General features: G+C 66.9%; 22 protein-coding genes and 1 tRNA gene. 8 read left to right on the plus strand and 15 right to left on the minus strand.

What is annotated here, in order from left to right:
* The first annotated feature begins 34 nt into the window (after positions 1-34).
* Positions 35-1,561 (plus strand): NYN domain-containing protein, encoded by a 1,527-nt coding sequence (locus L6Q67_RS21890; protein ID WP_296574951.1) that lies wholly within the window; start codon positions 35-37, stop codon positions 1,559-1,561.
* Positions 1,562-1,683: 122 nt separating this feature from the next.
* Positions 1,684-2,595 (plus strand): EamA family transporter, encoded by a 912-nt coding sequence (locus L6Q67_RS21895; RefSeq protein WP_296574954.1) that lies wholly within the window; start codon positions 1,684-1,686, stop codon positions 2,593-2,595.
* Here L6Q67_RS21895 and mobA read toward each other — a convergent pair.
* The 10 genes from mobA to fdnG all read right to left on the minus strand — a co-directional run bounded on the left by mobA (position 2,592) and on the right by fdnG (position 13,233).
* Positions 2,592-3,185 (minus strand): molybdenum cofactor guanylyltransferase MobA, encoded by a 594-nt coding sequence (mobA, locus tag L6Q67_RS21900; protein WP_296574957.1) that lies wholly within the window; start codon positions 3,183-3,185, stop codon positions 2,592-2,594. The two genes, L6Q67_RS21895 and mobA, sit on opposite strands and share 4 nt — an antisense overlap.
* A 17-nt stretch (positions 3,186-3,202) precedes the next feature.
* Positions 3,203-3,595 (minus strand): DsrE family protein, encoded by a 393-nt coding sequence (locus L6Q67_RS21905; protein ID WP_296574960.1) that lies wholly within the window; start codon positions 3,593-3,595, stop codon positions 3,203-3,205.
* Positions 3,585-4,061 (minus strand): glycine cleavage system protein H, encoded by a 477-nt coding sequence (locus tag L6Q67_RS21910; protein WP_296574963.1) that lies wholly within the window; start codon positions 4,059-4,061, stop codon positions 3,585-3,587. The genes L6Q67_RS21905 and L6Q67_RS21910 overlap by 11 nt, the downstream gene beginning before the upstream one ends.
* Positions 4,062-4,086: 25 nt before the next feature.
* Positions 4,087-4,183, minus strand: a tRNA-Sec gene (locus L6Q67_RS21915).
* Between the two features lie 43 nt (positions 4,184-4,226).
* Positions 4,227-6,155: a selenocysteine-specific translation elongation factor gene (selB, locus tag L6Q67_RS21920; protein ID WP_296574966.1), complete on the minus strand. Its 1,929-nt coding sequence runs from the start codon at positions 6,153-6,155 to the stop codon at positions 4,227-4,229.
* Positions 6,149-7,576, minus strand: a complete 1,428-nt coding sequence (selA, locus tag L6Q67_RS21925) for an L-seryl-tRNA(Sec) selenium transferase (protein WP_296574970.1) — start codon at positions 7,574-7,576, stop codon at positions 6,149-6,151. The genes selB and selA overlap by 7 nt, the downstream gene beginning before the upstream one ends.
* A gap of 13 nt (positions 7,577-7,589) precedes the next feature.
* Positions 7,590-8,522: a formate dehydrogenase accessory protein FdhE gene (gene fdhE, locus L6Q67_RS21930; protein WP_296574973.1), complete on the minus strand. Its 933-nt coding sequence runs from the start codon at positions 8,520-8,522 to the stop codon at positions 7,590-7,592.
* A gap of 109 nt (positions 8,523-8,631) precedes the next feature.
* Positions 8,632-9,258 (minus strand): formate dehydrogenase subunit gamma, encoded by a 627-nt coding sequence (locus L6Q67_RS21935; protein ID WP_296574976.1) that lies wholly within the window; start codon positions 9,256-9,258, stop codon positions 8,632-8,634.
* The gene (gene fdxH, locus L6Q67_RS21940; RefSeq protein ID WP_296574981.1) at positions 9,255-10,151 is read right to left on the minus strand and encodes a formate dehydrogenase subunit beta; all 897 of its coding nucleotides are present in this window, start codon (positions 10,149-10,151) and stop codon (positions 9,255-9,257) included. The genes L6Q67_RS21935 and fdxH overlap by 4 nt, the downstream gene beginning before the upstream one ends.
* A 10-nt stretch (positions 10,152-10,161) precedes the next feature.
* The gene (gene fdnG / locus L6Q67_RS21945) at positions 10,162-13,233 is read right to left on the minus strand and encodes a formate dehydrogenase-N subunit alpha (RefSeq protein ID WP_296574983.1); all 3,072 of its coding nucleotides are present in this window, start codon (positions 13,231-13,233) and stop codon (positions 10,162-10,164) included.
* A 144-nt stretch (positions 13,234-13,377) separates the two neighbouring features.
* On the opposite strand from fdnG, the gene L6Q67_RS21950 reads away from it, so the two are divergent.
* Positions 13,378-13,683 carry a PhnD/SsuA/transferrin family substrate-binding protein gene (locus tag L6Q67_RS21950; RefSeq protein ID WP_296574986.1) on the plus strand — a complete coding sequence of 102 codons (306 nt, stop codon included), beginning with the start codon at positions 13,378-13,380 and terminating at the stop codon, positions 13,681-13,683.
* Here L6Q67_RS21950 and L6Q67_RS21955 read toward each other — a convergent pair.
* From L6Q67_RS21955 to L6Q67_RS21965, 3 genes are all read right to left on the minus strand, one after another.
* On the minus strand, positions 13,652-15,769 hold the full coding sequence (locus L6Q67_RS21955; RefSeq protein ID WP_367171664.1) for a cache domain-containing protein: 2,118 nt from the start codon (positions 15,767-15,769) through the stop codon (positions 13,652-13,654). The genes L6Q67_RS21950 and L6Q67_RS21955 overlap by 32 nt on opposite strands.
* Before the next feature lie 22 nt (positions 15,770-15,791).
* Positions 15,792-17,168, minus strand: a complete 1,377-nt coding sequence (locus L6Q67_RS21960; RefSeq protein WP_296574989.1) for a sigma-54 dependent transcriptional regulator — start codon at positions 17,166-17,168, stop codon at positions 15,792-15,794.
* Positions 17,169-17,243: 75 nt separating this feature from the next.
* Positions 17,244-17,786 (minus strand): DUF2058 domain-containing protein, encoded by a 543-nt coding sequence (locus L6Q67_RS21965; RefSeq protein WP_296574998.1) that lies wholly within the window; start codon positions 17,784-17,786, stop codon positions 17,244-17,246.
* Positions 17,787-17,954: 168 nt separating this feature from the next.
* Between L6Q67_RS21965 and L6Q67_RS21970 the strand changes: the two genes are divergently transcribed.
* From L6Q67_RS21970 to L6Q67_RS21990, 5 genes are all read left to right on the plus strand, one after another.
* Positions 17,955-19,025: a DUF1176 domain-containing protein gene (locus L6Q67_RS21970; RefSeq protein WP_296575006.1), complete on the plus strand. Its 1,071-nt coding sequence runs from the start codon at positions 17,955-17,957 to the stop codon at positions 19,023-19,025.
* Positions 19,026-19,225: 200 nt separating this feature from the next.
* On the plus strand, positions 19,226-19,510 hold the full coding sequence (locus L6Q67_RS21975) for a helix-turn-helix domain-containing protein (protein ID WP_296575010.1): 285 nt from the start codon (positions 19,226-19,228) through the stop codon (positions 19,508-19,510).
* The gene (locus tag L6Q67_RS21980) at positions 19,503-20,786 is read left to right on the plus strand and encodes a HipA domain-containing protein (protein WP_296575013.1); all 1,284 of its coding nucleotides are present in this window, start codon (positions 19,503-19,505) and stop codon (positions 20,784-20,786) included. Before L6Q67_RS21975 ends, L6Q67_RS21980 begins: the two co-directional genes overlap by 8 nt.
* 37 nt (positions 20,787-20,823) lie before the next feature.
* Positions 20,824-21,192 carry a helix-turn-helix transcriptional regulator gene (locus tag L6Q67_RS21985; RefSeq protein ID WP_296575015.1) on the plus strand — a complete coding sequence of 123 codons (369 nt, stop codon included), beginning with the start codon at positions 20,824-20,826 and terminating at the stop codon, positions 21,190-21,192.
* Entirely contained in the window at positions 21,086-21,841 is a 756-nt protein-coding gene (locus L6Q67_RS21990) for a type II toxin-antitoxin system HipA family toxin (RefSeq protein ID WP_296575019.1), read from the plus strand. The genes L6Q67_RS21985 and L6Q67_RS21990 overlap by 107 nt, the downstream gene beginning before the upstream one ends.
* 35 nt (positions 21,842-21,876) lie before the next feature.
* Here L6Q67_RS21990 and L6Q67_RS21995 read toward each other — a convergent pair whose 3' ends face one another.
* Positions 21,877-22,458 (minus strand): PIN domain-containing protein, encoded by a 582-nt coding sequence (locus L6Q67_RS21995; protein WP_296575021.1) that lies wholly within the window; start codon positions 22,456-22,458, stop codon positions 21,877-21,879.
* 1 nt (position 22,459) lies between these two features.
* Positions 22,460-22,927 carry a helix-turn-helix domain-containing protein gene (locus tag L6Q67_RS22000; protein ID WP_296575024.1) on the minus strand — a complete coding sequence of 156 codons (468 nt, stop codon included), beginning with the start codon at positions 22,925-22,927 and terminating at the stop codon, positions 22,460-22,462.
* Between the last annotated feature and the right edge of the window lie 338 nt (positions 22,928-23,265).

The following is a 23,265-nucleotide window of genomic DNA, read 5'->3' on the forward strand; positions in this document are numbered from 1 at the left end:
TGCGCAGCACTCTTGCTTACTCCTGGAGCCCTACATGGCCTCATCCCCCGAAAACGTCAGCATGGCCCTGTTCTGTGACTTCGAGAACGTGGCCCTGGGCGTGCGCGATGCGAACTACGAAAAGTTCGATATCAAGCTGGTTCTTGAGCGCCTGCTCCTCAAGGGCAGCATCGTCGTCAAGAAGGCCTACTGCGACTGGGAGCGCTACAAGGGCTTCAAGGCGACCATGCACGAGGCCAACTTCGAACTGATCGAGATTCCCCACGTGCGCCAGTCCGGCAAGAACTCCGCCGACATCCGCCTCGTCGTGGACGCCCTCGACCTGTGCTACACCAAGAGCCACGTCAATACCTTCGTCATCATCAGCGGGGATTCCGATTTTTCACCGCTGGTGTCCAAGCTGCGCGAGAACGCCAAGCAGGTGATCGGCGTGGGGGTCAAGCAATCCACCTCCGACCTGCTCATCGCCAACTGCGACGAGTTCATCTTCTACGACGACCTGGTCCGCGAGACGCGCCAGGTGGCGGCCCGCCGCGAACCCCGGGAAGCTCAGCAGTCCAGCCGGCGCAGCCCCGAAGAGGAAAAGCGCCGCAAGGAAGAGCTCGACGCCCGCCGTACCCGCGCTGTCGAGATCGCCGCCGAAACCTTCGAAGCCCTGCTCGCCGAGCGGGGTGATACCGGCAAGATCTGGGCCTCGGTGCTCAAGGAGGCCATCAAGCGCCGCAAGCCCGATTTCAGCGAAACCCGCTACGGCTTCCGGGCCTTCGGCAACCTCCTCGAGGAGGCCCAGTCCCGCGGGCTGCTGGAGTTCGGCCGGGACGAGAAATCCGGCACCTACGTGTATCGCTCCGGCGCAGCCGCCGCCCGCACCGAGCAACCTGCGGCCGAACCCGCGGTGATGGCCGAAGGGCAGACCAGCAACGCCGTGGCGGAGCAGGCGGAATCCCGTCGATCATCCCGTCGCGGCGGCCGTGGCGGCAACAAGCCCAGGGCGGATGACCTGGAAACTGCCCGCAGTGAGCTGGAGGCCGCCTATGCCGAGCATGTGGCCCAGTCAGAATTCGCGCCCCAGGCCGAGCCCGCCGAAACCCGTCGCCCCCGTCACCGTGGGCGCAGGGACGGTGGCAAGCCCGCCGACGCGCCTGCAGCGGTCGCCGCCGAAGCGCTTGAAGTTGCAGCAGTGCCGGAAGCCCCGGAAGTCCTCCTGACCCCTGAGCCCGTTGTACCCGCGGCAGCCCCGGAAACGCCGCCGGTGGCCAAGGAAAGTCGCCGGCGTGGCCGCAGCGCCCCCAAGGTTGTGGAGCCGGCTGTCGAGCCGGTGGCTCCGCCCGCTCCTGTTGCCGAGGCTGCGGCCGAAGCCGCCCCCCGCCCCGATACCCGTCGCAAGGGGCGTGGCACCCGTAAGGCCACCGAAGCCGCGGTCGATGCGGGGGGAGATGCGGGCGCCGAGGCATCCTCCGCCGAGCCGGCTGCGCCGGTGCAGGCCACCGAGGCCGCAGAAAAGCCGGCACGCAAGGCTCCCGCCCGCAGCCGGCGCCCCCGCAAGCAGGAAGAAGCCTGATCACAGCCCGGTGCAGCAGCTTGCGTCGCTGCCGCACCGGGCCGGGCAATGAACTTTCCTCCCCCTCGTCTGCCTGACCCACTTCTCCGATCCGTTCGCCCGGCACCACGCCGGCGTTGTGCATGCCTGCCTTTCCCCCCTTCCTCGCCCGCTATCTGCCCGCGCTGGCGCTGATCGTCCTGTCGTGCACCTGGGGCTACACCTGGGTGTTGCTCAAGCAGGGGCTCATGTACGCCTCGCCCTTTGCCCTGGCGGCCCAGCGCTGCGTGGGCGGCGCGGTGGCCCTGGTGGTGGCAGTGAAACTGATGGGCAAGTCCATGCGCCTGGTGGCCCCGCGGGAGACCGCCGTGCTCGGCCTGGTGCAGATCACCGGCTTCGTGGCCCTGCAGACCTGGGCGCTCGTGGAAGGCGGGCCCGGCAAGACGGCGGTGCTGATCTTCACCATGCCGATCTGGACCCTGCTGCTGGCCTGGCCGCTGCTGGGCGAGCGGGTGCGCGGCAAGCAGTGGCTGGCTGCTGCGTCCACGCTGGGTGGGCTGCTGCTGATCATCGAGCCCTGGAACATGCACTCCAGCCTGTTCAGCAAGATGCTGGGCATCGGCGCCGCGGTGTGCTGGGCGGTCAGCACCGTGCTCCTGAAGCGCCTGCGCCGCCGTGAGCCGGTGGACCTGCTGGTGCTGACCACCTGGCAGATGATCATCGGCTCGGTGCCCCTGCTGCTGTTGGCCGAGCTGGCGCCCGGCCGGGCCACCGACTGGAGTAGCCACTACATCGCCATCATGGCCTTCCTGTCGGTTGCCAGTGTGGCCCTGTGCTGGTGGCTGTGGGTGTGGATTCTCGACCGGGTACCGGCCTGGGAGGCCAGCCTGTCGGTGCTGGGCACGCCGGTGGTGGCCATCCTGTCTTCGCGGCTGGCCCTGGGCGAAGCCTTCAAGACCAGCGAGATCGCCGGCATCCTGCTGATCGGCGGCGGGCTCGCCCTGCTCTCCCTGTTCGGCTGGATGTCCAGCCGGCGGGCCGCACAGGCCGGCTAGCCGGATTGCCCCTGGCGGGCGAGTTCTTCTGGGGTGTTGATGTTGGAGAAGGCTCCGGGGCAGTCGGAGAAATCCACCACGACATGGCGTGCCTCCCCCACCCAGCGCCGGATCTTCCGGCCGCCACCTTCGAGAAAGGCCGCCAGGCCAGGCGCGAGGCGCCGGTGGGCGAGCAGGAAGGCCGGCTCGGGCTGGCCGTTGGCGCTGGCCATGGCCACGTCGGCCTGTGCCGCCCGGGCCGCCGCGAGCAGGCGGGGTGCCAGATCCAGGGGCAGGAAGGGGGAGTCGCAGGGGCAGGTCAGCACCCACTCACCCTCCAGCACCGGCGCATGCAGCGCGGCATCCAGGCCGGCCAGGGGGCCGACGAAGCCCGTCAGCCGGTCGGGCAGCACCCACCGGCTGAACTGTGCGTAGGCTGCGGCGTTGCGGTTGGCGTTGATCATCAGCTGCTGCACCTGGGGCGCCAGACGATCCAGCACGTGTTTCACCATGGGCTGGCCGGCCAGTTCGACGAGGCCCTTGTCCTGCCCGCCCATGCGGCTGCCGAGGCCGCCGGCGAGGATGAGTCCGGTGATGGTGTCGTGATTCATGGTGCCGGGGCGTGTGTTCAGAAACTCAGGGTACGCCAGGCCGGGTCGAGGCTGCGACCCAGGAAGGCGGCCGCACCGGCTTGCCCGGTCAGGGTGGGGATCAGTGCGCTGTCCGGCACGCCATGGCTGGCCAGGGCGGTGGGGCAGGCAAACAGCCGGACCCCGAAGGCCAGGGCCTCGCGCCGGAAATCCGCCACTGACTTGCCGCTGCCGGCGGCGGCCTCGAGTTTTTCGGCGACGCCCAGACGGAGCAGTTCCACCGAGCGGGCGGTGAAGTACATCTCCACTTCCACATCCATGGCGGCGGCCGCTGCGGCGAAGTAGAAGGGGGTGGCGCAGAGCTCCGGCCGGCCGGGGTCGGCGGCCCATACGAGGATGGCGAGTTTCTGCAGCGGGGCTTCAGAAGTCACGGTCGTCCTCGTGGAACAGCGGGGTGGAGAAGTCGGACAGGTCGCGGAAGGCGTAGCGGTCCATGATGCGGGTGATCTCCGGCCTGGCTTCGGGCCAGGCCAGCAGGGCCCCGGCGGGCAGCGCATCCACCGCCTTCAGTTCGACCATCCAGGCCTCGAAGGGGGCCCGGTTGATGGCCCGGGCGGAGGGGTCGAGGGCCTCGTTGGCGCGGAGCAGTTTTGCGTTGAAAGGCGATTTGACGGGGAACACCGTCTTGCCTGCTTCGAGCAGGCCAAAGCCGCGCCCCGCGTCCACGGTGGCGCCAGTGGGTTTGGGGGTGAATAGCAGGATCTCGCCGGACAGGGCGATGCCGAACTGGCTCACCCCCACCCGGTAACGCCCTTCCCCCAGGGGTGCGAACCACAGGTGGCTTTCCGGGTGGTAGAGCAGCGTATCCGGAAAGTCGCAGCCGCGCAGCTGGGGCATGGTGGGGCTCGCTGAAGTGTGAGGGTGGCGGAAGAGAATGGGAGTCGAACCCACCAGGAACCGCTTGACGGCCCCTCCTGGTTTTGAAGACCAGTCGCCCCACCGGGGGACGCATCCCTTCCGTTCAGAAAAGCGTTAATTGAACGTAGTTTATCGCATTTAAGCTCAATTTACCGGAAGATCGCCACGAATTCGGTGCTGCTCGTCGTGCCCCCGGCCGACCTTGCGGGTGAAGCCCACGCGGTCGAAGTATTCGAGGATCTGGATGGCCCGCTTGCGCCCCAGGCCGCTGTGGTCGCGAAAGGCAGCGGCCCGGATGCAGCCGTCTCCGTCCATCAGCTGGCTGGCGATGTGGCCCAGGCTGCGTACGGCGGAGGGGGCATAAAACAGGTCGCGAACCACCTGGCAGATTTCGCCGCGGGCGGCGAGGCGTTTGAGGAGTTCGCGGGTCAGGGCTTCCGGTTCGCCGAGGCGGGTGGCGATGTCACGGACCCAGGGCGGCTCGAAGGGTTTTTCCAGCAGCCAGGGCAGGAGTTTTTCGGCACGCAGGCGATCGCGCTCATCCAGCTCGACCCGGTGCTCGGGCAGGTGCCAGGCGCCGCCGCTGCGGGCCAGACGGCCGGCGGCAAGCCAGGCGTCCAGCCACTCGGCAAAGGCGATGGCGGGGACGGCGGGGGCGACCATGCGGCGCAGGCGGTCGCGCTCGACACCCCGTTCGTCACCGTGTTGTTCGTGGTGCTGGGCGAGGCGGGCGGCGACCCGCCTGGCGAGGGCCTCCAGGGGCTGGCTGCCGATCAGCCAGCCGGCCCTTTCGCTATGGCAGGCGGTGGGCAGCAGGGCGACCAGGGTGTCGGGACGGCAGTTTTCGGCGGCGGCCAGCTGGCCGGCATCGAGACCCAGGGGTGCCCTGTTGAGCACGGCCTGCAGGCGTTCTGCCGGATCGGCGATGAGCTGGCTGGCCAGCACGGCGAGGCGCTCCGGTGCGCGCCGGTGACGTGCCGGGCCGAAGGGGTCGAGGATGCGTCCGCCGCCCAGGGTGTGCTGGCCGTGGCCGTCACGCAGCACCACCAGATCGCCCCGGCAGGCGTGCAGGGGGGCGTCGGCAAGCACTTGCGCGGGGCAGTTTCCGCCGGGGGGCAGGCCGGTCTTCTCGAGGGCCGCATCGAGCAGGGCGACCCGGCCGAGGAGGTGGCGGGTGCCGTGGTGGATCTGTACCACGGCGCCGTGGGCCAGGGCCCGGGGCGTATCGCTGGCGAGGTGCAGGTGGATGTCGAGGCGGGTGGCGGGTTGCAGCGTGGCCGCGCCCACCAGCCAGTCGCCACGCTTCACGTCGTCCACCGCCAGGCCGGCGAGGTTGAGGGCGCAGCGCTGGCCGGCATGGCCCTGACTGGCCTTGCGGTTCTGCACGTGCAGGCTGCGCACCCGGGCGGTCTTGCCGGCGGGGGCCAGGGTGACGGTGTCGCCCACGTTGATTTGCCCGGCGTGCACCGTGCCGGCCACGATGGTGCCGGCGCCGGAGAGGGTGAATACCCGGTCCACGGCGAGGCGGAATTCGCCCCCGACGCTGCGGGCGGGCATGGTTCGGGCCGCCTCGAGGAGATGGCTGCGCAGTGCGGCCACGCCGCTGCCGGTGATGGCCGACACCGGAAAGACCGGCGCTCCGGCCAGGGCGGTGGGGGCGAGCAGGGCCTGGATCTGGCCGGTGACTTCGGCGATGCGCTCGGGGCTGGCCCGGTCGGCCTTGGTGAGGGCCACCGCGCCATGGTCGAGACCGAGCAGCTCGAGGATCTGCAGGTGTTCGCGGGTCTGGGGCATGGGGCCGTCGTCGGCGGCTACCACCAGCAGGGCGAAATCCACCCCGCTGGCGCCGGCCAGCATGGTGGGGACGAATTTCTCGTGGCCGGGGACATCCACGAAGCCGAGCACCTGCTCCGGGTTGCCGTCGTCGGCGGCCAGGGGCAGGTAGGCGTAGCCGAGCTCTATGGTGATGCCGCGGCGCTTTTCCTCGGGCAGGCGGTCGGTGTCCACGCCGGTGAGGGCGTGGACCAGGGTGGTCTTGCCGTGGTCGATGTGGCCTGCGGTGCCGATCAGCATGGGGCGAAACCGGCCTGGAACTGGGTGAGGAAGGCGGCCTCGTCGCCGGGGGGGAGGCAGCGCAGGTCCAGGTGCAGGGCCTTGTCGGCGATGCGCCCGATGACCGGCACCGGCAGGCCGCGCAGGGCCGCTTCGAGCTTGTTGAGCACACCACCCTTGCGGCCCTGGGGGCGGAACACCAGCCCGGCGGAGGGCAGGCGATCCACCGGCAGGCTGCCGGAGCCGATCTGGGACAGCATGGGTTCGATGCTGACGCTGAGGGGCCAGCCGGCCAGGGCGGTGGCCACGGGAGCATGCAGACGTTCAGCCTGGGTGAGCATGGCGTCCCGCGGGCGGGTGAGCAGGTGCAGGGTGCTCAGGCGTTCGGCCAGGGTGTCCGGGTCGCGGTACAGGCGCAGCACGGCTTCGAGGCCGGCGAGGGTGATCTTGCCGACCCGCAGGGCGCGCTTGAGGGGGTTCTTCTTGATCCTGGTGATGAGGTCCTTGCGGCCGACCAGGATGCCGGCCTGGGGGCCGCCCAGCAGCTTGTCGCCGGAGAAGCTGACCAGATCGGCGCCGTTGGCGATGGCCTCCCGGGGGGTGGGCTCGTGGGGCAGGCCCCAGCGTTCCAGGTCGGTGAGGGTGCCGCTGCCCAGGTCTTCGACAAAGGGCAGGCCGCGGGCGTGGGCGATGCGGGCCATGTCGGCCTGGCCGACGCTGGCGGTGAAGCCCTCGACGGCGTAGTTGCTGGTGTGGATCTTCATCAGCAGGCCGGTACGGGGGCCGATGGCTTCCTCGAAATCCCGGGGGTGGGTGCGATTGGTGCAGCCCACCTCCACCAGCCGGGCGCCGGCGCGCTTCATGATGTCGGGCACCCGGAAGGCGCCGCCGATCTCCACCAGCTCGCCCCGGGAGACGATGACCTCCTTGCGTTGGGCCAGGGTGTTGAGGAGCAGGAAGACGGCGGCGGCGTTGTTGTTGACCACGGTGGCGGCTTCGGCGCCGGTGAGTTCGCGCAGCAGGTCGTTGACCACGTCGTCCCGGTCGCCGCGGCCGCCTGTGTCCACTTCGTATTCCAGGGCGCAGGGGGAGCGGGCGGCCTCCACCATGGCGGCGATGGCCTCCTCGGGCAGCACGGCGCGGCCGAGGTTGGTGTGGAGCACGGTGCCGGTGAGGTTGAAGACGCGCTTCAGCCGGGGGGTGGCGCGGGCCGTGAGGCGGGCTTCGGCGCCCCGGAGCAGGCCGCCGGGGTCAGGGGCGGCATGTCCTTCGCCAATCTGCTGGCGGGCGGTCGCGAGGACTGCCCGCAGCACCTGGGTGGTTTCGCTGCGGCCATGGGCCTCGATGAGGCCGGGGGCGGCGGCGAGAAGTCGGTCGAGACTGGGCAGGGCGCGGTAGGCGGTGCTGTCGTCGGACGTGGTGCCATGGACCATGGACGCCATCGTGGGGAGTCTCCTAGGGGGTGAACAGGAACAGGTTGCGGCCGGCCCGGTGGAAGCCGGCTTCATCCACCAGCATGTCGAGGGCCAGGGTGGCGAGGTCATCGGCGAAGGCATCCACCAGCGGGTCCTTTTCCATGGACACGATCTTCAGGCTGGCGTGGCATTCGGGGCAGGTTTCGGCCTTGACGCCGGGGTGCACGGCACCCTGCCGGCCTTCGAGGCTCTGGTAGCTGATGCCCTTGGTGTTGTGGCAGGGCACGCACTTGATGCGGGTGACGTGCCATTCGCAGGCGCACAGGCTGCAGGTGGCGTAGCGCACGCCGTGGCCGGCGTCGCCGATGCGCACGATGGAGGCCACCGGGTGGGCACCGCAGGCCGGGCACAGGCTGTCTTCGAAGCCGGCGGGGATGTCGCTTTCGGCGATGGTCAGGGCGCGGGCTGTCCACGTGACCTGCAGGGCGGCGCCGACGAGGGGGGCGAGGGCCAGTTCGATGACGGTGTCGGGTGCTTCCTCGCAGCGCAGGATGCTGCGGGCCAGTTCGTCCATGGCGCTGCGCTCCAGCCCGGGCAGGCTCAGCAGGGCCGATTGCAGCACCGGCGGGGCGTAGGCGTCGAGGGCGGTGGCGAGGTGCTGGAGCACGCCGAACCAGGCCTCCGGCAGCTCGCCGCCCTGGGCGTCGAGGGGCGGCATGCCGTGCTCGCGGCAGCGCTTGAGCAGGGCGGCGTCGGGGCGGGCGGTGAGGGGGCGCAGGCGCTCCAGTTCCTGCTGCTGGAGGTCGGCGATGCGCGCGCAGAAGAGCAGGAAGTCCGCCATGGCGTGGTCGCCGGCCAGGGCTCGCAGGCGCTCGGCGCGGTTGGCAAAGACCCAGGTGGAGGGGAGCCGGTTGGGGCTGTCTTCACCGACGGTCTGGGTGGCGATTTCTTCGGGACTGAGCAATGTCTGCATGGCGTTCCAGAAAGGGCTTCGGGGCCCGGGCGCAGGCATTGCCTGACGGGCTCCGGGCGCCGGGAATTCGGGTGGCGGGGGCACCAGATCGGGCCCCCGCCGGGTTGTGCTACTTGCCGGTCACCTGGCGATACCAGGCCCGGTGATGCTGCTTGGCCCAGGCGCGGGTCACGGTGCCGTAGAGCATGGCCCGGATGGTGCCCCGGACCCAGATGGCGGCATACACGTGGACGATGATCGCAATGATCATCACCGTGGCAAAGACCGCATGCAGCACGGCGCCGGTGCGGATCACGCCGATGGGGAAGTAGTGGGAGAAGTACGCCCGCCAGATGATGATGCCGGATACGAAGAGCACCAGCATGGCCAGGCCGAGGAACCAGAACAGCAGCTTCTGCCCCCCGTTGTACTTGCCCATCTCCGGCATGTTGTGGTCGTCGCCATCCACCATCTCCTTCGCCCGCTTGACCCACTCCCAGTCGGTGTCGGTCATGTGGTTGAGGCGCTTGAAGCGGAAGAACATCACCACGAAGAACAGCATCATCACCACCCCGATGAAGGGATGGAGGATGCGGGTCCACACCCCGCCACCAAACAGGCTGGTGAGGGGGAACAGGGCCGGGTGGAACAGAGCCATGCCGGAGAGCGCGAGCAGGATGAAGCAGATGCCCGTGACCCAGTGGTTGGCCCTCTCGGACGCGTTGTAGCGTTGCAGGTCGGACGGATCACGGATCATTTTTCGGCCTCCAGTTCCTTTTCGACTTCGGCTTCGATCTCCTTGGAGACTTCGTTCGGGCCCTTCATCACGTAGTGGAAGAGGCCGCCCAGGGCCGCGGCGGCGATGCCGGCCATGGCCAGGGGCTTGGCGAAGCCCTTCCACAGGGAGACGGTGGGCGCGATCGTCGGGTCGGCGGGCAGACCGCTGTACAGGCCCGGCTTGTCGGCGTGGTTGAGCACATACATGACGTGGGTGCCGCCCACACCGGCCGGGTCGTACAGGCCGGCGTTCTTGAAACCCCGCTCCTTGAGCTCGGTGATGCGCTCGTCGGCCAGCTCCTTCATGTCCTCCTTCGAGCCGAAGCTGATGGAGCCCGTCGGGCAGACCTTGACGCAGGCCGGCTCCAGGCCGACCGCAACGCGGTCGGAGCACAGGGTGCACTTGTAGGCCTTGCTGTCCTTCTGGGAGATGCGCGGGACGTTGAAGGGACAGCCGGTCACGCAGTAGCCGCAGCCGATGCAGTTTTCCTGGTGGAAATCCACGATGCCGTTGGCGTACTTGATGATGGCGCCGGGGGATGGGCAGGCCTTGAGGCAACCCGGGTCCTCGCAGTGCATGCAGCCGTCCTTGCGGATCAGCCACTCGAGGCCCCGTTCCTCCGATTCCACTTCGGCGTAGCGCATGACCGTCCAGGAGTTGGCGGTCATGTCCGTGGGGTTGTCATAGGTGCCGCCGCAGCTCCCGACCTCCTCGTGGAGGTCGTTCCACTGGATGCACGCCACCTGGCAGGCCTTGCAGCCGATGCACTTGGAGACGTCGATGAGCTTGGCGACCTCTAGGGTCTTGCGTGCCTGGGGCGATTCGGTCGTGGTGGCCGAGCGCTTGGCGATGTCAAGTGATTGCAGTGCCATGGCGATCTCCTCAGGCTTTCTCGACGTTGACCAGGAAGGACTTGAACTCCGGCGTCTGGGTGTTCCCGTCTCCCACGAAAGGCGTCAGGGTGTTGGTGATGAAGCCGTTCTTGGCCACACCCTTGAAGCCCCAGTGGAGCGGGATCCCGACGTGGTGGACTGTCTTTCCGTCGACCTTGAGGGGTTTGATGCGCTTGGTCACCACCGCCACGGCCTTGATATAGCCCCGGTTGGAGCTCACCTTGACCTTGTCGCCGGCCCGGATGCCCTTCTCCGCGGCCAGTGCCTCGCCGATCTCGACGAACTGTTCCGGCTGGATCACGGCATTGGAATGCACGTGCTTGGTCCAGTAGTGGAAGTGCTCGGTGAGCCGGTAGGTGGTGGCGGCGTAGGGGAAATCCTTGGCCGTGCCGAAGGCCTCCATGTCGCCCTTGAACACCCGCGCGGCCGGGTTGGACGTGGCCTTGGGGTTGTTGCGGTGCATGGGGTTCACACCGATGGGCGTCTCGAAGGGCTCGTAGTGCTCGGGGAAGGGGCCTTCGTTCATCATGCCGCGGGCAAAGAAGCGGGCGATGCCCTCGGGGTTCATGATGAAGGGGCCCATGCCGTCTTCGGGGGCGGAGTCCACCTTGAAGTCGGGCACGTCGGAGCCCACCCACTTGCTCTGGGCAGCATCCCACCACACCTGCTTGCGCTTGGCATCCCAGGGCTTGCCGGCCGGATCGGCCGCCGCGCGGTTGTAAAGGATGCGCCGGTTGGCCGGCCAGGCGAAGGACCAGTTGAGGGTCTGGCCGTTGTGGTAGGGGTCGGCGTTGTCACGCCGGGCCATCATGTTGCCCTTCTCGGTCCAGGCGCCGGAGAAGATCCAGCAGCCACAGGCCGTGGAGCCGTCGTCACGCAGCTGGGCGAAGCCGTCGAGCAGTTCGCCGCCCTTCTTGATGAGCTTGGTCGGGTCCTTCGGGTCGGCCAGATCGGTCAGGGCCTTGCCGTTGTATTCCTTGGCCAGCTCTTCGGGTGAGGGCTCGTAGGGCACCTTGTAGGGCCACGACAGGTTGAGGATGGGGTCCGGGAAGGCGCCGCCGTCCTTCTTGTACATGTCGCGCAGGCGCAGGAACAGGCCCGCCATGATCTCGGGGTCGGTCTTGGCGTCACCGGGGGGCTCGGCGCCCTTCCAGTGCCACTGCAGCCAGCGCCCGGAGTTGACGATGGCGCCGTCTTCCTCGGCAAAGCAGGTCGTGGGCAGGCGGAACACCGTGGTCTGGATCTTGGCCGGGTCCACGTCGTTGAATTCGCCGTAGTTCTGCCAGAACTCGGAGGTCTCGGTGGCCAGCGGGTCCATGATGACCAGGTACTTGAGCTTGGCCAGGGCTGCGCTCACCTTCGCCTTATTGGGGAAGGAGTTGAGGGGGTTGAAGCCCTGGGCGATGTAGCCGTTCATCTTGCCCTGGTGCATCAGCTCGAAGACCTGCAGCACGTCGTAGGTCTTGTCCAGCTTGGGCAGGTAGTCGAAGGCCCAGTTGTTCTCCTTGGTCGCCGCTGCGCCATACCAGGCCTTCATCAGGCTGACGTGGAACTTGCCGTAGTTCTGCCAGTAGGAGAGCTGCCCCGGGCGCATGGGCTTGGGCGCGCGCTTGGCGATGTAGGCGTCGTAGTCGGTCTCCTTCTCGCCCGGCAGGGTCATGTAGCCCGGCAGCAGGTTGGAGAGCAGGCCCAGGTCGGTGAGGCCCTGGATGTTGGAGTGACCACGCAGGGCGTTCACGCCGCCCCCGGCCCGGCCGATGTTGCCGAGCAGCAGCTGCACCATGGCGGCGGTGCGGATGATCTGCGAACCCGTGGAGTGCTGGGTCCAGCCCAGGGCGTACAGGATGGTCATCACCCGGTCCGGGGTGTGGCTGGAGGCGAGCAGCTCGGCCACCTGCAGGAACTTGTCCTTGGGTGTACCGCAGATGTTCTCCACCACTTCCGGGGTGTAGCGGCTGAAGTGGGCCTTCATCAGGTTCCACACGCAGCGCGGGTTTTCCAGGCTGGGGTCGGTCTTGACGAAGCCGTCCTCGCCCATCTGGTAGTCCCAGGTGGACTTGTCGTACTTGCGCTTTTCCGGGTCGTAGCCCGAGAAGAAGCCGTCCGCAAAGGCGAACTCCTCCTTCACCAGGAAGCTCATGTCGGTGTAGGACTTGATGTAGTCCATGTGCACCTTGTTGTTGGTGATCAGGTAGTGGATCACCCCGCCCAGGAAGGCGATGTCGGTGCCGGTGCGGATGGGCGCATAGAGGTCGGCCATCGCGGCGGAGCGCGTGAAACGCGGATCTACGACCACGAGGCGGGCCTTGTTCTTGGCCTTCGCTTCGGTCACCCATTTGAAGCCGCAGGGGTGGGCTTCGGCGGCGTTTCCGCCCATGATCAGGATCACGTCCGCATTCTTGATGTCGGTCCAGTGATTGGTCATGGCACCGCGGCCATACGTCGGGGCAAGACTTGCCACCGTCGGGCCGTGTCAGACACGCGCTTGGTTATCGAATGCGAGCATTCCCAGGTTGCGCACCACCTTGTGGGTGATGTAGCCGGCCTCGTTGCTGGAGGCGGAGGCGGCGAGGAAACCGGTGGTGAGCCAGCGGTTAACCGTCACGCCATCGGCGTTCTTGGCGACGAAATTGGCGTCGCGGTCTTCCTTCATCAGCTTGGCGATACGGGTGAAGGCCTCGTCCCAGCCGATGCGCTTCCATTCCTTGGTGCCGGGCTCGCGCACTTCCGGGTACTTGAGCCGGTTCTTGCTGTGCACGAAGTCGAGCAGGCCGGCGCCCTTGGGGCACAGGGTGCCGCGATTGACCGGGTGATCCGGATCGCCCTCGATGTGGATGATCTCGGAGTGGGCGTTCTTGGCCCTGTCGCCGAGGCTGTACAGGATGATGCCGCAACCGACCGAACAGTACGGACAGGTGTTGCGCGTTTCCGTGGTGCGCGCGAGCTTGAAGGTGCGAACTTCGGCGAGGGCCGCGGTGGGCGAAAAGCCCATCGCGACCAGACTCGAACCGGTCAAGCCCCCGGCGGCCACCTTGAAGAACTGGCGCCGTGAGAGTTGCATGGTGATTCTTCCCCCTTGTGGTGTTGTTGAAGAACGGTCTGAATGATCTGCAAGCTCCGAGCCAAGAGGCGTGGGCATAGGAATCAATGGCTTGAATGAGCGCATTGGGAAATATCGGGACATTTTGTCCATGGGCTGGACAAAATGTCCCATCCTTCCGGGGGCGGCCCCGGCGGCGCAGCGCTGCTGCGCGCCGAGGACGCCAAGTTCACCTCCCGCTTCATCACCGCCAGCGACAACATCAAGAGCTTTGCCGACCTGAAGGGCAAGACCTTCGCCTTCGGTGCGCCCTCCTCCACCTCGGGCCACCTGATGCCGCGCTACTTCCTGCCCCCGGAGACCTCGCCGGAGTTTCTGCTGCTGCTGGGCAGGGCCACCGTGGAGAACCTGGCCATGCTGCTGATGGTCGTGGATGGGGTCAGTGCGTGGCTGCGCCGGGCGAGCGTTTAGGCTCGGGCGGCGTGCCGGTTTCGATCCAGCGGGCGGTGAAGCCGGGGGCGGTGGGGGTGTCGGCGTAGCGGGCCTCGCTGCGCAGATGCACGGTGAAGCAGGCGCCCTGCCCGGGCTGGCTGGCCACCGAGATGCGGCCGCCGTAGCGCTCGACGATGGTGTAGCTGATGGACAGCCCCAGCCCGGTGCCGGAGCCCTTCTTGGTGGTGAAGAAGGGGTCGAAGATGCGTGACAGGTCTTCGGCGGCGATGCCCTGGCCGGTGTCGCAGACTTCCATGGTGGCGCCCACCGGCTGGCCGTCTTCTTCCCAGTCGCGGATGTGCAGGCGCAGGCTGCCGCCGTCGGGCATGGCCTGGATGGCGTTGACGATGAGGTTGATGAGCACCTGCTGCAGCTCACTGGCATTCACCTCGACCTTGCAGGTGGCCGCGGCGCTCACGTGGACCTCGATGTTGCGCCGCTCCAGGTTGTGGCGGGTGAGCACCAGGCAGTCGGCGATCAGGGCGTTCGGGTCCACCCCTTCCACGTAGCCGGCAAACTCGCCCGGGCGGGCAAACTGCAGCAGCTTGGTGACGATCAGCCAGATGCGGTGGGTCTGCTCGTGGATGAGGCGGATCTCCTCGCGCACCGGGTCGGCGGCGGGGCCGAGGATCTCCTTGAGCACGTCGAGGTTGCCCTGGATCACCGCCACCGGGTTGTTGATCTCGTGGGCCACGCCGGCGGTGAGCTCGCCGATGGCGGCGAGCTTTTCGGTCATGGCCAGGTGGCGGCGGGCCTGCTCCAGGGTGGCGTTGGCCTCCTGCAGCTCGAGGGTGCGCTCGGCCACCTTGCGGTCGAGCTCGTCGGCCCAGCGCTGCAGCTCGGCCCGGCGCGCCGCAAGGGTGTCGAGGAGGCCGTCGAAGGCGGCGGCCAGCTGGCCGATCTCGTCCCGGCTGGCCACCGGCCCGACCCGGGCCTCGGCGTCGCCCTGGCCGACGCGCTGGATGGTGGCGCCGACCTGCTCGACCGGCTTGAAGATGCTTCGCGCCCAGCGCAGGGACAGTACGCAGCCGGCCACGCTGACCGACACGAAGACCGCGAACAGGGTGAACAGGGCGCCCTGCATGGCGGCGCTGAAGGGCGCCTCCAGGAAGCCCACGTAGAGCATGCCGACGCGCTTGCCGAAGCTGTCGATGACCGGCTCGTAGCCCGACACGTAGTAGTCATTCACCACGAAGGCGGTGTCCAGCCACACCTTGCCGTCGTTCAGCACGTGGTCGCGCACGGCCTGGGAGGCGCGGGTGCCGAGGGCGCGTTCGCCCTCGAAGAGGCGCACGTTGGTGGCGATGCGGGCGTCACCGAGGAACAGGGTGGCGGTGCCCCGGCTGCCCAGGGGCAGGGTGCCCTCCCGATAGATGATGGCGTTGATGCGGTCCACCATGTCGCTGTTGCCGTTGAGCAGCACGCCGCCTTCGAGCACGGCCACCAGGGTGCCGGCTTCGTTGCGCACCGGGATGGCGGCGTGGATGAGCAGGCCGCGGGTTTCCTCCAGGCGCGGGTCGGGGGCGGCGTTGGGAGTGGGTACCAGGCTCAGGCGGGCGCGCTGGCGCAGGGCGGGGTTGATGGCGGCCAGGTGGTCGGCATCGAACACGTCGATGGCGGTGGCGGGCTCACCGGCCAGGGCCTTGCGCACCACCGGCCAGTCGCCGCGCCGGGCGCTGGGGTGGTGGCGGGGCAGGTCGGTGCCGAGCAGTTCGCCACGGGCATCGAGGAGGTAGAGGAAGTCCAGCCCGGCTTGGCGCCGAGCCTCGTCCAGATAGCTGTCGAGGGCCGCCCCGGCGGGCGTCGCCATGGCCCGGGACAGGCGCTGGGAGCCTGCCAGGGCGCCGATGTCCACGGCGACATTCTGGTGCATGTGGGCAAAGTACTCGTGGGCGGTGATCAGGTCGGAGCTGACCTTGTAGCTGACCAGTTGCTGGTAGCCCTGGGTGCCCCACATCCACACCAGCCCGAGCAGGATGGGCACGCCGAGAAGCAGTGGCGCCAGCACCATGGCCAGCAGCTTGCTGCGGACCGAGCGGCTGAGGCGGTCGCGGAAGTCGATCAAGGGCGGCCTGCCGTGCGGGGGCTCATGCCATGCCCCACTCCACCGCCTTGCGGTCGAGGGTCTTGCGGGAGACACCCAGCAGCGTGGCGGCGTGGGTCTTGTTGCCGCCGCACTGGTCGAGCACCGCCAGGATATGACGCTTCTCCACCTCGGCCAGGCTCAGGGGCAGGGGGTCGGCCATGCCCTGGACCTGGTTGTGCACCGGCAGGCTGCCGAGGATCAGCGAGCGTTCGATGAGGTTGCGCAGCTCGCGCACGTTGCCGGGCCAGGGATAGGTGGCCAGGCGCACCAGGTCGGCGGGGGTGACGGTGAGGGGCGGCAGGCCCAGACGCGAGGACAGCTGGGCGTTGAAGTGCTGCACCAGCTCGGCCACATCGTCGGGGCGCTCGCGCAGGGGCGGGATCGACAGGGTGAGCACTTCAAGGCGGTAGAACAGGTCACGCCGGAAGCGCCCCGCCGCTACTTCGGCGTGCAGGTCGCGGTTGGTGGCGGCCACCACGCGTACATCCACCGGCACCTCGGCCTCGCTGCCCACCGGGCGGATGCGCCTTTCTTCCAGCACGCGCAGCAGCTTGGTCTGCATGGCCAGGGGCAGCTCGCCCACTTCGTCGAGGAACAGGGTGCCGCCGTTGGCATAGTGGAACAGGCCGCGGCGGGCCTCGCGGGCACCGGTGAAGGCGCCGCGCACATGGCCGAAGAGTTCGCTCTCGATCAGCTCGGCCGACACCGCGGCGCAGTTGAGGGGCACGAAGGAACGCTCGGCCCGGGGGCTCATCTGGTGCAGGGCCCGGGCGGTGACTTCCTTGCCGACCCCGGATTCACCGAGGATGAGCACCGTGGCGGGGGTGGGCGCAACCCGCCGGATCATGTCGCACAGGGCCCGCATGGCGTTCGAATGGCCGATCAGCCCGGCCACTTCGCCGCCCAGGCCGGCCACCTGGCGCTGGAGCACGAAGTTCTCCCGGTCGAGGCGGGCGCGCTCGAAGCAGCGTTGCAGGGAGTTGATGATCTGATCGACCCGGAAGGGCTTGAGCACGAAGTCGGAGGCACCGGCGCGCAGGGCGTCGATGGCAGTTTCGATGTCGGCAAAGGCGGTGATGAGGATCACGTCGCCGGCAAAGCCGTCGTTCTTCAGGGTGCGCAGCCACTCCATGCCAGAGCGGCCCGGCAGGGCGATGTCGAGCACGATGGCGTCGAAGTGATGTTCGCGCAGGCGCTCGGCGCCTTCTTCCGACGACCCGGCCACTTCCACCCGACAGCCCCGCGCACGCAGGGCACGTTCGAGGAAGTTGCGCACCCCGGCTTCGTCGTCCACCACCAGCACGGCGTATTCGGACCAGGCGGCCTCCCGGTGGGCAGGGTTGGAGGGGGCGTCGGTGTTGGCAAGGCGTGGGTTCATGCGCACGATTTAACCACGGTCACCGGGGGTCCGGGGCCTGACACGTCGCCACGCTACGCAGCGTGGCACGCAGCATCACCACATCAGGTCGTCGGGCACCTTGAAGTCGGCGTAGGGATCGTCCTCGGCCGGTGCTTCGGCCTGCTTCACGTACACCACCCGGGCCGGGTCGCGCTCGGCGATCTTGTTGCCGATGGCCCGGGGCAGCAGCTCGGCCGATTCGCCCTGGCAGACGATCACCAGATGCCCGGCGGCGATGTGATCGCGCACCTGGGCCGACACGAACATGCGCTTGATCTTGTTGTCGTGGGTGTAGTTGTAGGCCACCTCGGCCGCGCCCCGGGTGAGCTTGGCCTGCTTGTGCTGCTGGATCATCTGCACGATCTGCGCCTCGATGGCCTTCTGGCGCGCGGCCGCGTCGCGCTGGGCGTTGAGCTCCCGCGCCCGCTCGGCCTGCTGGCGCTGGATCTCCTGGGCGGCCAGCTTGGCCTCGTCCACCGTCTGTACCCCGGCCTTGCGGTCGAGCTTCTGCTGGCGTGACTTGTCCTGGTTGAGCTGCTTGGCCTTGCCCTTGCTGACCAGGCCGGCCTTCATGAACTGATCCTGCAACGACGCCATGGGCGTATCTCCGTGATGGTTGGGTGCGGGCTGCTGCCGCGGCCGGGAAGCGGAGGATAGCAAGCGGCAAATCACTGCGCACGCATTGATGACCACCCGCGGCAGCCCCTAGACTGCCGGCATCACCCCACACGCTGCCCGGCGCCAGGCCCGGGCAAGGAAAGCTCCATGCGCATCCCCTGCCCCACCCTTTACGTCGCCCTGCTGCTGGCGGCCCCCACCCTGGCCGCTGCCGACCTGCCCGGCACGCGCTTCTTTCATGGCGACTGGGAGCTGGCCTGCGACAACACCCGCACTTGCCGTGCCGCCGGCTACAGCCCGGACGGCGTCGAGCTGCCCATCTCGGTGCTCTTCACCCGCCTCGCTGGCCCGCGGCAAGCGGTGACGGCCAAGGTGATGGTCGGCCGCTATGGCGAAAACCCCGTCGTCGACAAACTGCCCCGGCGTTTCCAGCTCACACTCCGCATCAACGGCTCCGCCCAGGGTGCGGTGGGTTTTGACAGCGACAGCCTGCGGGGCGAACTCAACCCGGCCCAGACCCAGGCCCTGCTCGCCGCCCTCACCCGCAAGAGCAGCATCGAGTTTGTGCGCGGCGGCACCACCTGGGCGCTCTCCGACACCGGCGCCGCCGCCGTGCTGCTCAAGATGGACGAATTCCAGGGCCGCCTGGGCACCCCCGGCGCCCTCATCCGCCGCGGCACCGAACCCGAAAGCAAGGCCCTCCCCCTGCTGCTGGGCCTCGTCATCAAGCCGGGCGCCATCACCCCCGCCCGGCCGGGCGACAAGACCTGGGTGAAGCAGCAGGGCCCCGCCCTGCTCAAGGCCCTGCGCGCCACCCTGAAGAGTGAAGAAACCGACTACTGCCCGGATCTCACCGAGCCCGACCCCTCCAACGAAGCACCCACCACCGTTACCCGCCTCACCGACACCCGCCTGCTGCTCTCCACCCGCTGCTGGAGCGGCGCCTACAACGTCGGCCACGGCTACTGGATCGTCAATCAAGCCCCGCCCTACCAGCCCGTGCTGGTCACCACCCAGGGCTCGGAATACGAAGCCGGCACCATCACCGCCACCCAGAAAGGCCGCGGCCTGGGGGATTGCTGGTCGATGGAGGAATGGACGTGGGACGGCAAGGGCTTTGAGCTGGCCCACGCCACCTCCACGGGCATGTGCAGGCTGATCGCGCCGGGCGGCGCGTGGGATCTGCCGACGCGGGTGGGGCTGGGCGGGGGGGAGTGAGGGGGAGGCCTGATGGGGTGTTGGAAATATTCCTGAGATCGCAGGAATTCATCGGCTATCGGTGGATTCGGATCGAGATTTCCTGCGATCGTAGGAAATCATGGCGATCGCCGCAGCCCTTGACTATTATTCCTGCGATTGCAGGAATAATAGTCGGACGAATCCTTCGTGAGACGACTGAGCGCTGAGGAAAGATCTCCATGAAAAAAACGGTGGATTCCGTCTCGGATATCGGCACGGTGCTCCGTGCTGTCCGCAAAAGCTCCGGCATCCGGATCGACGACCTGGCGGGCATGGTGGGTGTCAGCAAGCAGTTCACGTCCGACGTGGAGAACGGCAAGGACACCGTGCAGATGGGGCGGGTGTTTCGCCTGCTCCGGGAGCTCGGAGTGCGCGTGTCCGTCGAGTTCCACGACTCCGCTGCAGCGGAGCTTGCCCGCCTGGAGCTGCGTGCGGCACAAAAGCGGGATGCCGGCGGTGAGTGAAGCGCGTGTTCTGGAGATCCATTTCGAGCGCCAGCGCGTTGGCCATCTGCTCGAAGAGCAGGACATCTGGACGCTGAAATACGAGGCGTCGTGGTCAAGCTCTGCCCAGGCTTTTGACCTGTCACCGGCTCTGCCACGACATCAGCTCGAGCATCGCGACGGGAGCACGGTCAGAACCGTACAGTGGTTCTTCGACAACCTCCTGCCAGAAGAGCATCTGCGCGAAGCGGTCTGCCGGGAAGCCCATGTCCGAGATGCCTTCGACGTCTTGCGGTATCTGGGGAGGGAGTCGGCCGGCGCCCTGACCTTGCTGCCGCCCGGAGAGGCACTTCCGACCGACAGCGCCATTGTGCCGCTGCCCGATGAGGCGCTTGTCCGCCGCATCCGCAATCTGCCGCAGCAGACCCTGATCCACGATGCACCAAAGAAGATGTCGGCCGCGGGTGCGCAGCACAAACTGCTGCTCGTCGTGAAAGACTGCCAGCTGTTTGAGCCGGCTGGCGCCACACCTTCCACGCACATCCTGAAGCCCGACCATCCCGACGTGGAGCGCTATCCGGCATCGGCCTACAACGAATTTCTAACCATGCGGCTGGCCAGGGCGGCAGGGCTGCTTGTCCCGGACGTCACTCTGCGCCGCCTGCCCGGCGAGGTGGCGGCCGTACCGGTCTACATCATCGAACGCTTCGACAGGCTGGGCAGCTTTCCCGATACGCAGCGCAGACACATCATCGACGCTTGCCAGCTGCTCAACATCTCCCGCACGCTGAAGTACACCCGGGCATCCCTGGAGACCCTGTACGAGATCAGCACCCTCTCGGCGAATCCTGCGGCGACGCGCTTTCGACTCTTTCGATGGCTGGTCTTCAACGTCTTTCTGGCAAATGACGATTGCCACCTGAAGAATCTGTCATTTGTCATGACCGCCCTGGGGCCCGAGCTGGCGCCCCATTACGATCTGCTGAGCACATCCGCCTATCACACCAGAGCATTGGGCACCCAGGACGGACCGTGGCCCGCCGTGCGCATGGCCATTGAATTGCCAGGCGCCGTGAGATTCAACGAGGTGAAACTCGACAGTCTCATCGAAGCAGGCAGGGCGTTGCGCCTTCCAGCGGAGGCGGCAGCGCGCATCGTGAACGACGTGGTAAAGGGGATCCGCAAGGCCCTCGCCAGCCCGGAGCTGGCGCCCGCTACGCCGATTGAGCTGCGGGTGTTCAAGGTTGTGGATCACATGATTGTTGGGGAGATGCTGGGGCGTTTTGACATAACATAAAATTTACTTTTATTAAGTTTTTGTCTATTTTTATGTTATGTCAAAACCTCCTCTAGCCCTAAGTTCATTGCCGCCGGAAGTCCTGGTCTCTTTGCAGACCCTTGGAGAGAGGCTGGCCGTGGCACGGCTTCGGCGTAAGGAGTCCCAGCGGCAGTGGGCCAGCCGTCTTGGGGTTTCTGTACCTACCCTGATTCGCCTGGAGAAAGGGGACCCGTCTGTGAGCATGGGGGTGTATGCCTCCGCCTTGTGGCTGCTCGGTTTGGCGGACGGGCTTGGGGACTTGGCTGAACCGGGCAAGGATGTTCGGGCACTCGAATCCGACGTGCGCGAGGCCAGTCGTTTGCGCGCCCGCAGGACGCGTACAGCTGCTGCGGCGAGCGCTAACAAGGCAGGCGACGAAGCATGAGCACGCCTCCTTGACACTTGCCGCAAAGGCAGGGGTTGCGGTGGCGGAAACGCGGCCCATACCGTTTGCGCGGGGCGTTGCGCTGGCTATCAAGCGCTTCGACCGCTCGGAAGGCCGACGATGGCACGCGCTGTCGGCCAACGTGGCCTTGCGGGCCGCGGGTGTCGAGCTGTCGTACCCGAATCTGGCTCAACTCCTGCGCCGCCGGGGCGACGTCGCGACCCATCGCGCCCAGATGCATGAGCTGTTCCGGCGCCTGGTGTTCAACATCCTCATCGACAACACGGACGACCACGAGAAGAACCACGTTCTCCTGGTCAACCAGGCGCAGCAGTACGCGCTCGCACCGGCTTTCGATGTGCTACCGATGGGGCAGTCATTGGGCTATCAGGCGATGGCGGTGGGGACGCAGGGTGCCGAGTCCAGCATCGAGAACGCGCTCTCTGCCGCCGGGCAGTACTGGCTGACGCCTCAAGCTGCGAAGGCCGAAGTTCATCGGGTCGTGGACGTGGTGAATACATGGCGCGAACACTTCCTGGCCGCTGGGGTGCCGGCAGCCTCAATCGAAGAACTCGCTCAACACATTGACCGTCCGTTCCTGCTGCGCCAACGCTTGGGGCAGTATCAGGCGAGCTATTTCAGCGTGTAGCGCTGTCAGCGACAGCTTGATCTGCAGACATGGCCTCAGATCAGCTCACTGACCTCACGCAGTCTGGCCGCGCTCAGCGGTAGCTGAAGTCTTTCAAGCATCGTCACCAGTTCTGCTGCTTCAATGGGCGGTCTGCGCAGTCTGGCGCGCATGGCCTTGATCGCCTTGAGTGCCGGAAATGGCGCCAGATCGAGTTGATTAAGCAGGAAATCGTCTGGGTGTTGAATCTCAACCTGCACCGTATCCATGACTTCAGCCGGGAAGTCCTTGAGATTGAAAGTCACGATTGCGTCGGCATGGCCGCGAAGTGCGGCTGCAACGACATGACGATCATCCGGGTCCGGAAGTCCCGTAATGACCTGCTCTATGGGTTCCCACCCCGTCACGAAGCAATCCGGAATGGCACTGCTCATCAATGCGCAGGTGCGCCGCAGATCCTCCAGCTTCAGATCCGTCCGTTGCAGCAAGAGATTGCGAACCCATTCATCCTGAATCCGCTCAGACCAGCGAGCATGAAACAGACCCACACTGGCAAGGCTCAAGAGCACGTCGCGCAGAGGCGCGGGGTACAGCACGCAAGCGTCCAGAATCACTGTGTAGCGTGCTGAACCTGCCATATCAGTACCCCAGACCCAGCTCTTGAGCCTGGTCGGCCAAGGCCTGCAGTGCGGCATCCGATTCAGAGCGAGATTTCTGCTGATAAGCAATCATGTCCTCGAACAGGACACGCCGATGGCGACCAACCTTACGGCAAGGCAGGTGTCCTGCCTCGATCTCCTTGACCACGTACGGACGCGACACATTCAGCATGTTTGCCACTTCCTGAGTGGAGAGTTCAAGTTTCTGTGGCAGTACGGCTACAGGCTGACGCTGTGCCATAACCCCGAGCAGATCGGCCATGAAGCGCAGCACCTTCGGGGGAAGCTCGACGACCGCCTGAGCTTGGTCTTCACCCTGTGCAATCAGGCGTATGGTTTCCGCCCGTGAATGATCCAACGCTGCCATCAAGCAACGTTGAGCGGCTTGCGCCAGTGCTGCATCGTGCTCATCAAGCACGGTGTCGATGACTGCTTGCGCGTTTGCCATGATGCTTTCCTCCGGTTTGTTTCTCTGCGGGTGTGACCAGCAGTAGCACCTCGATATCCGTAATATACGAAACAAACGAAATAAACGAAACGTTTGTCGGCTTTTTTATCCTCCGGCCTTGGTTGGCCGCGTGCAGATTCCAGGGTGCGGAAGAAGGCCCCGACCTGGGCTTTGGCACAGTGTTTGGAGCCACCTGCAGGTGTTCTGCACAAGGCTCGAGTTGCCGAGGTGACTGGCCCTGTGGGTGGGTCGAGTGACGCAGTGTATTGACCCAGTGAAATCCTGCTCAGGTGTTAACCTTGAAAGGAATGACACATGAGCACGGCCATGGAAGACGA

This window comes from Zoogloea sp., from assembly GCF_023150065.1.
GTDB lineage: Bacteria > Pseudomonadota > Gammaproteobacteria > Burkholderiales > Rhodocyclaceae > Zoogloea.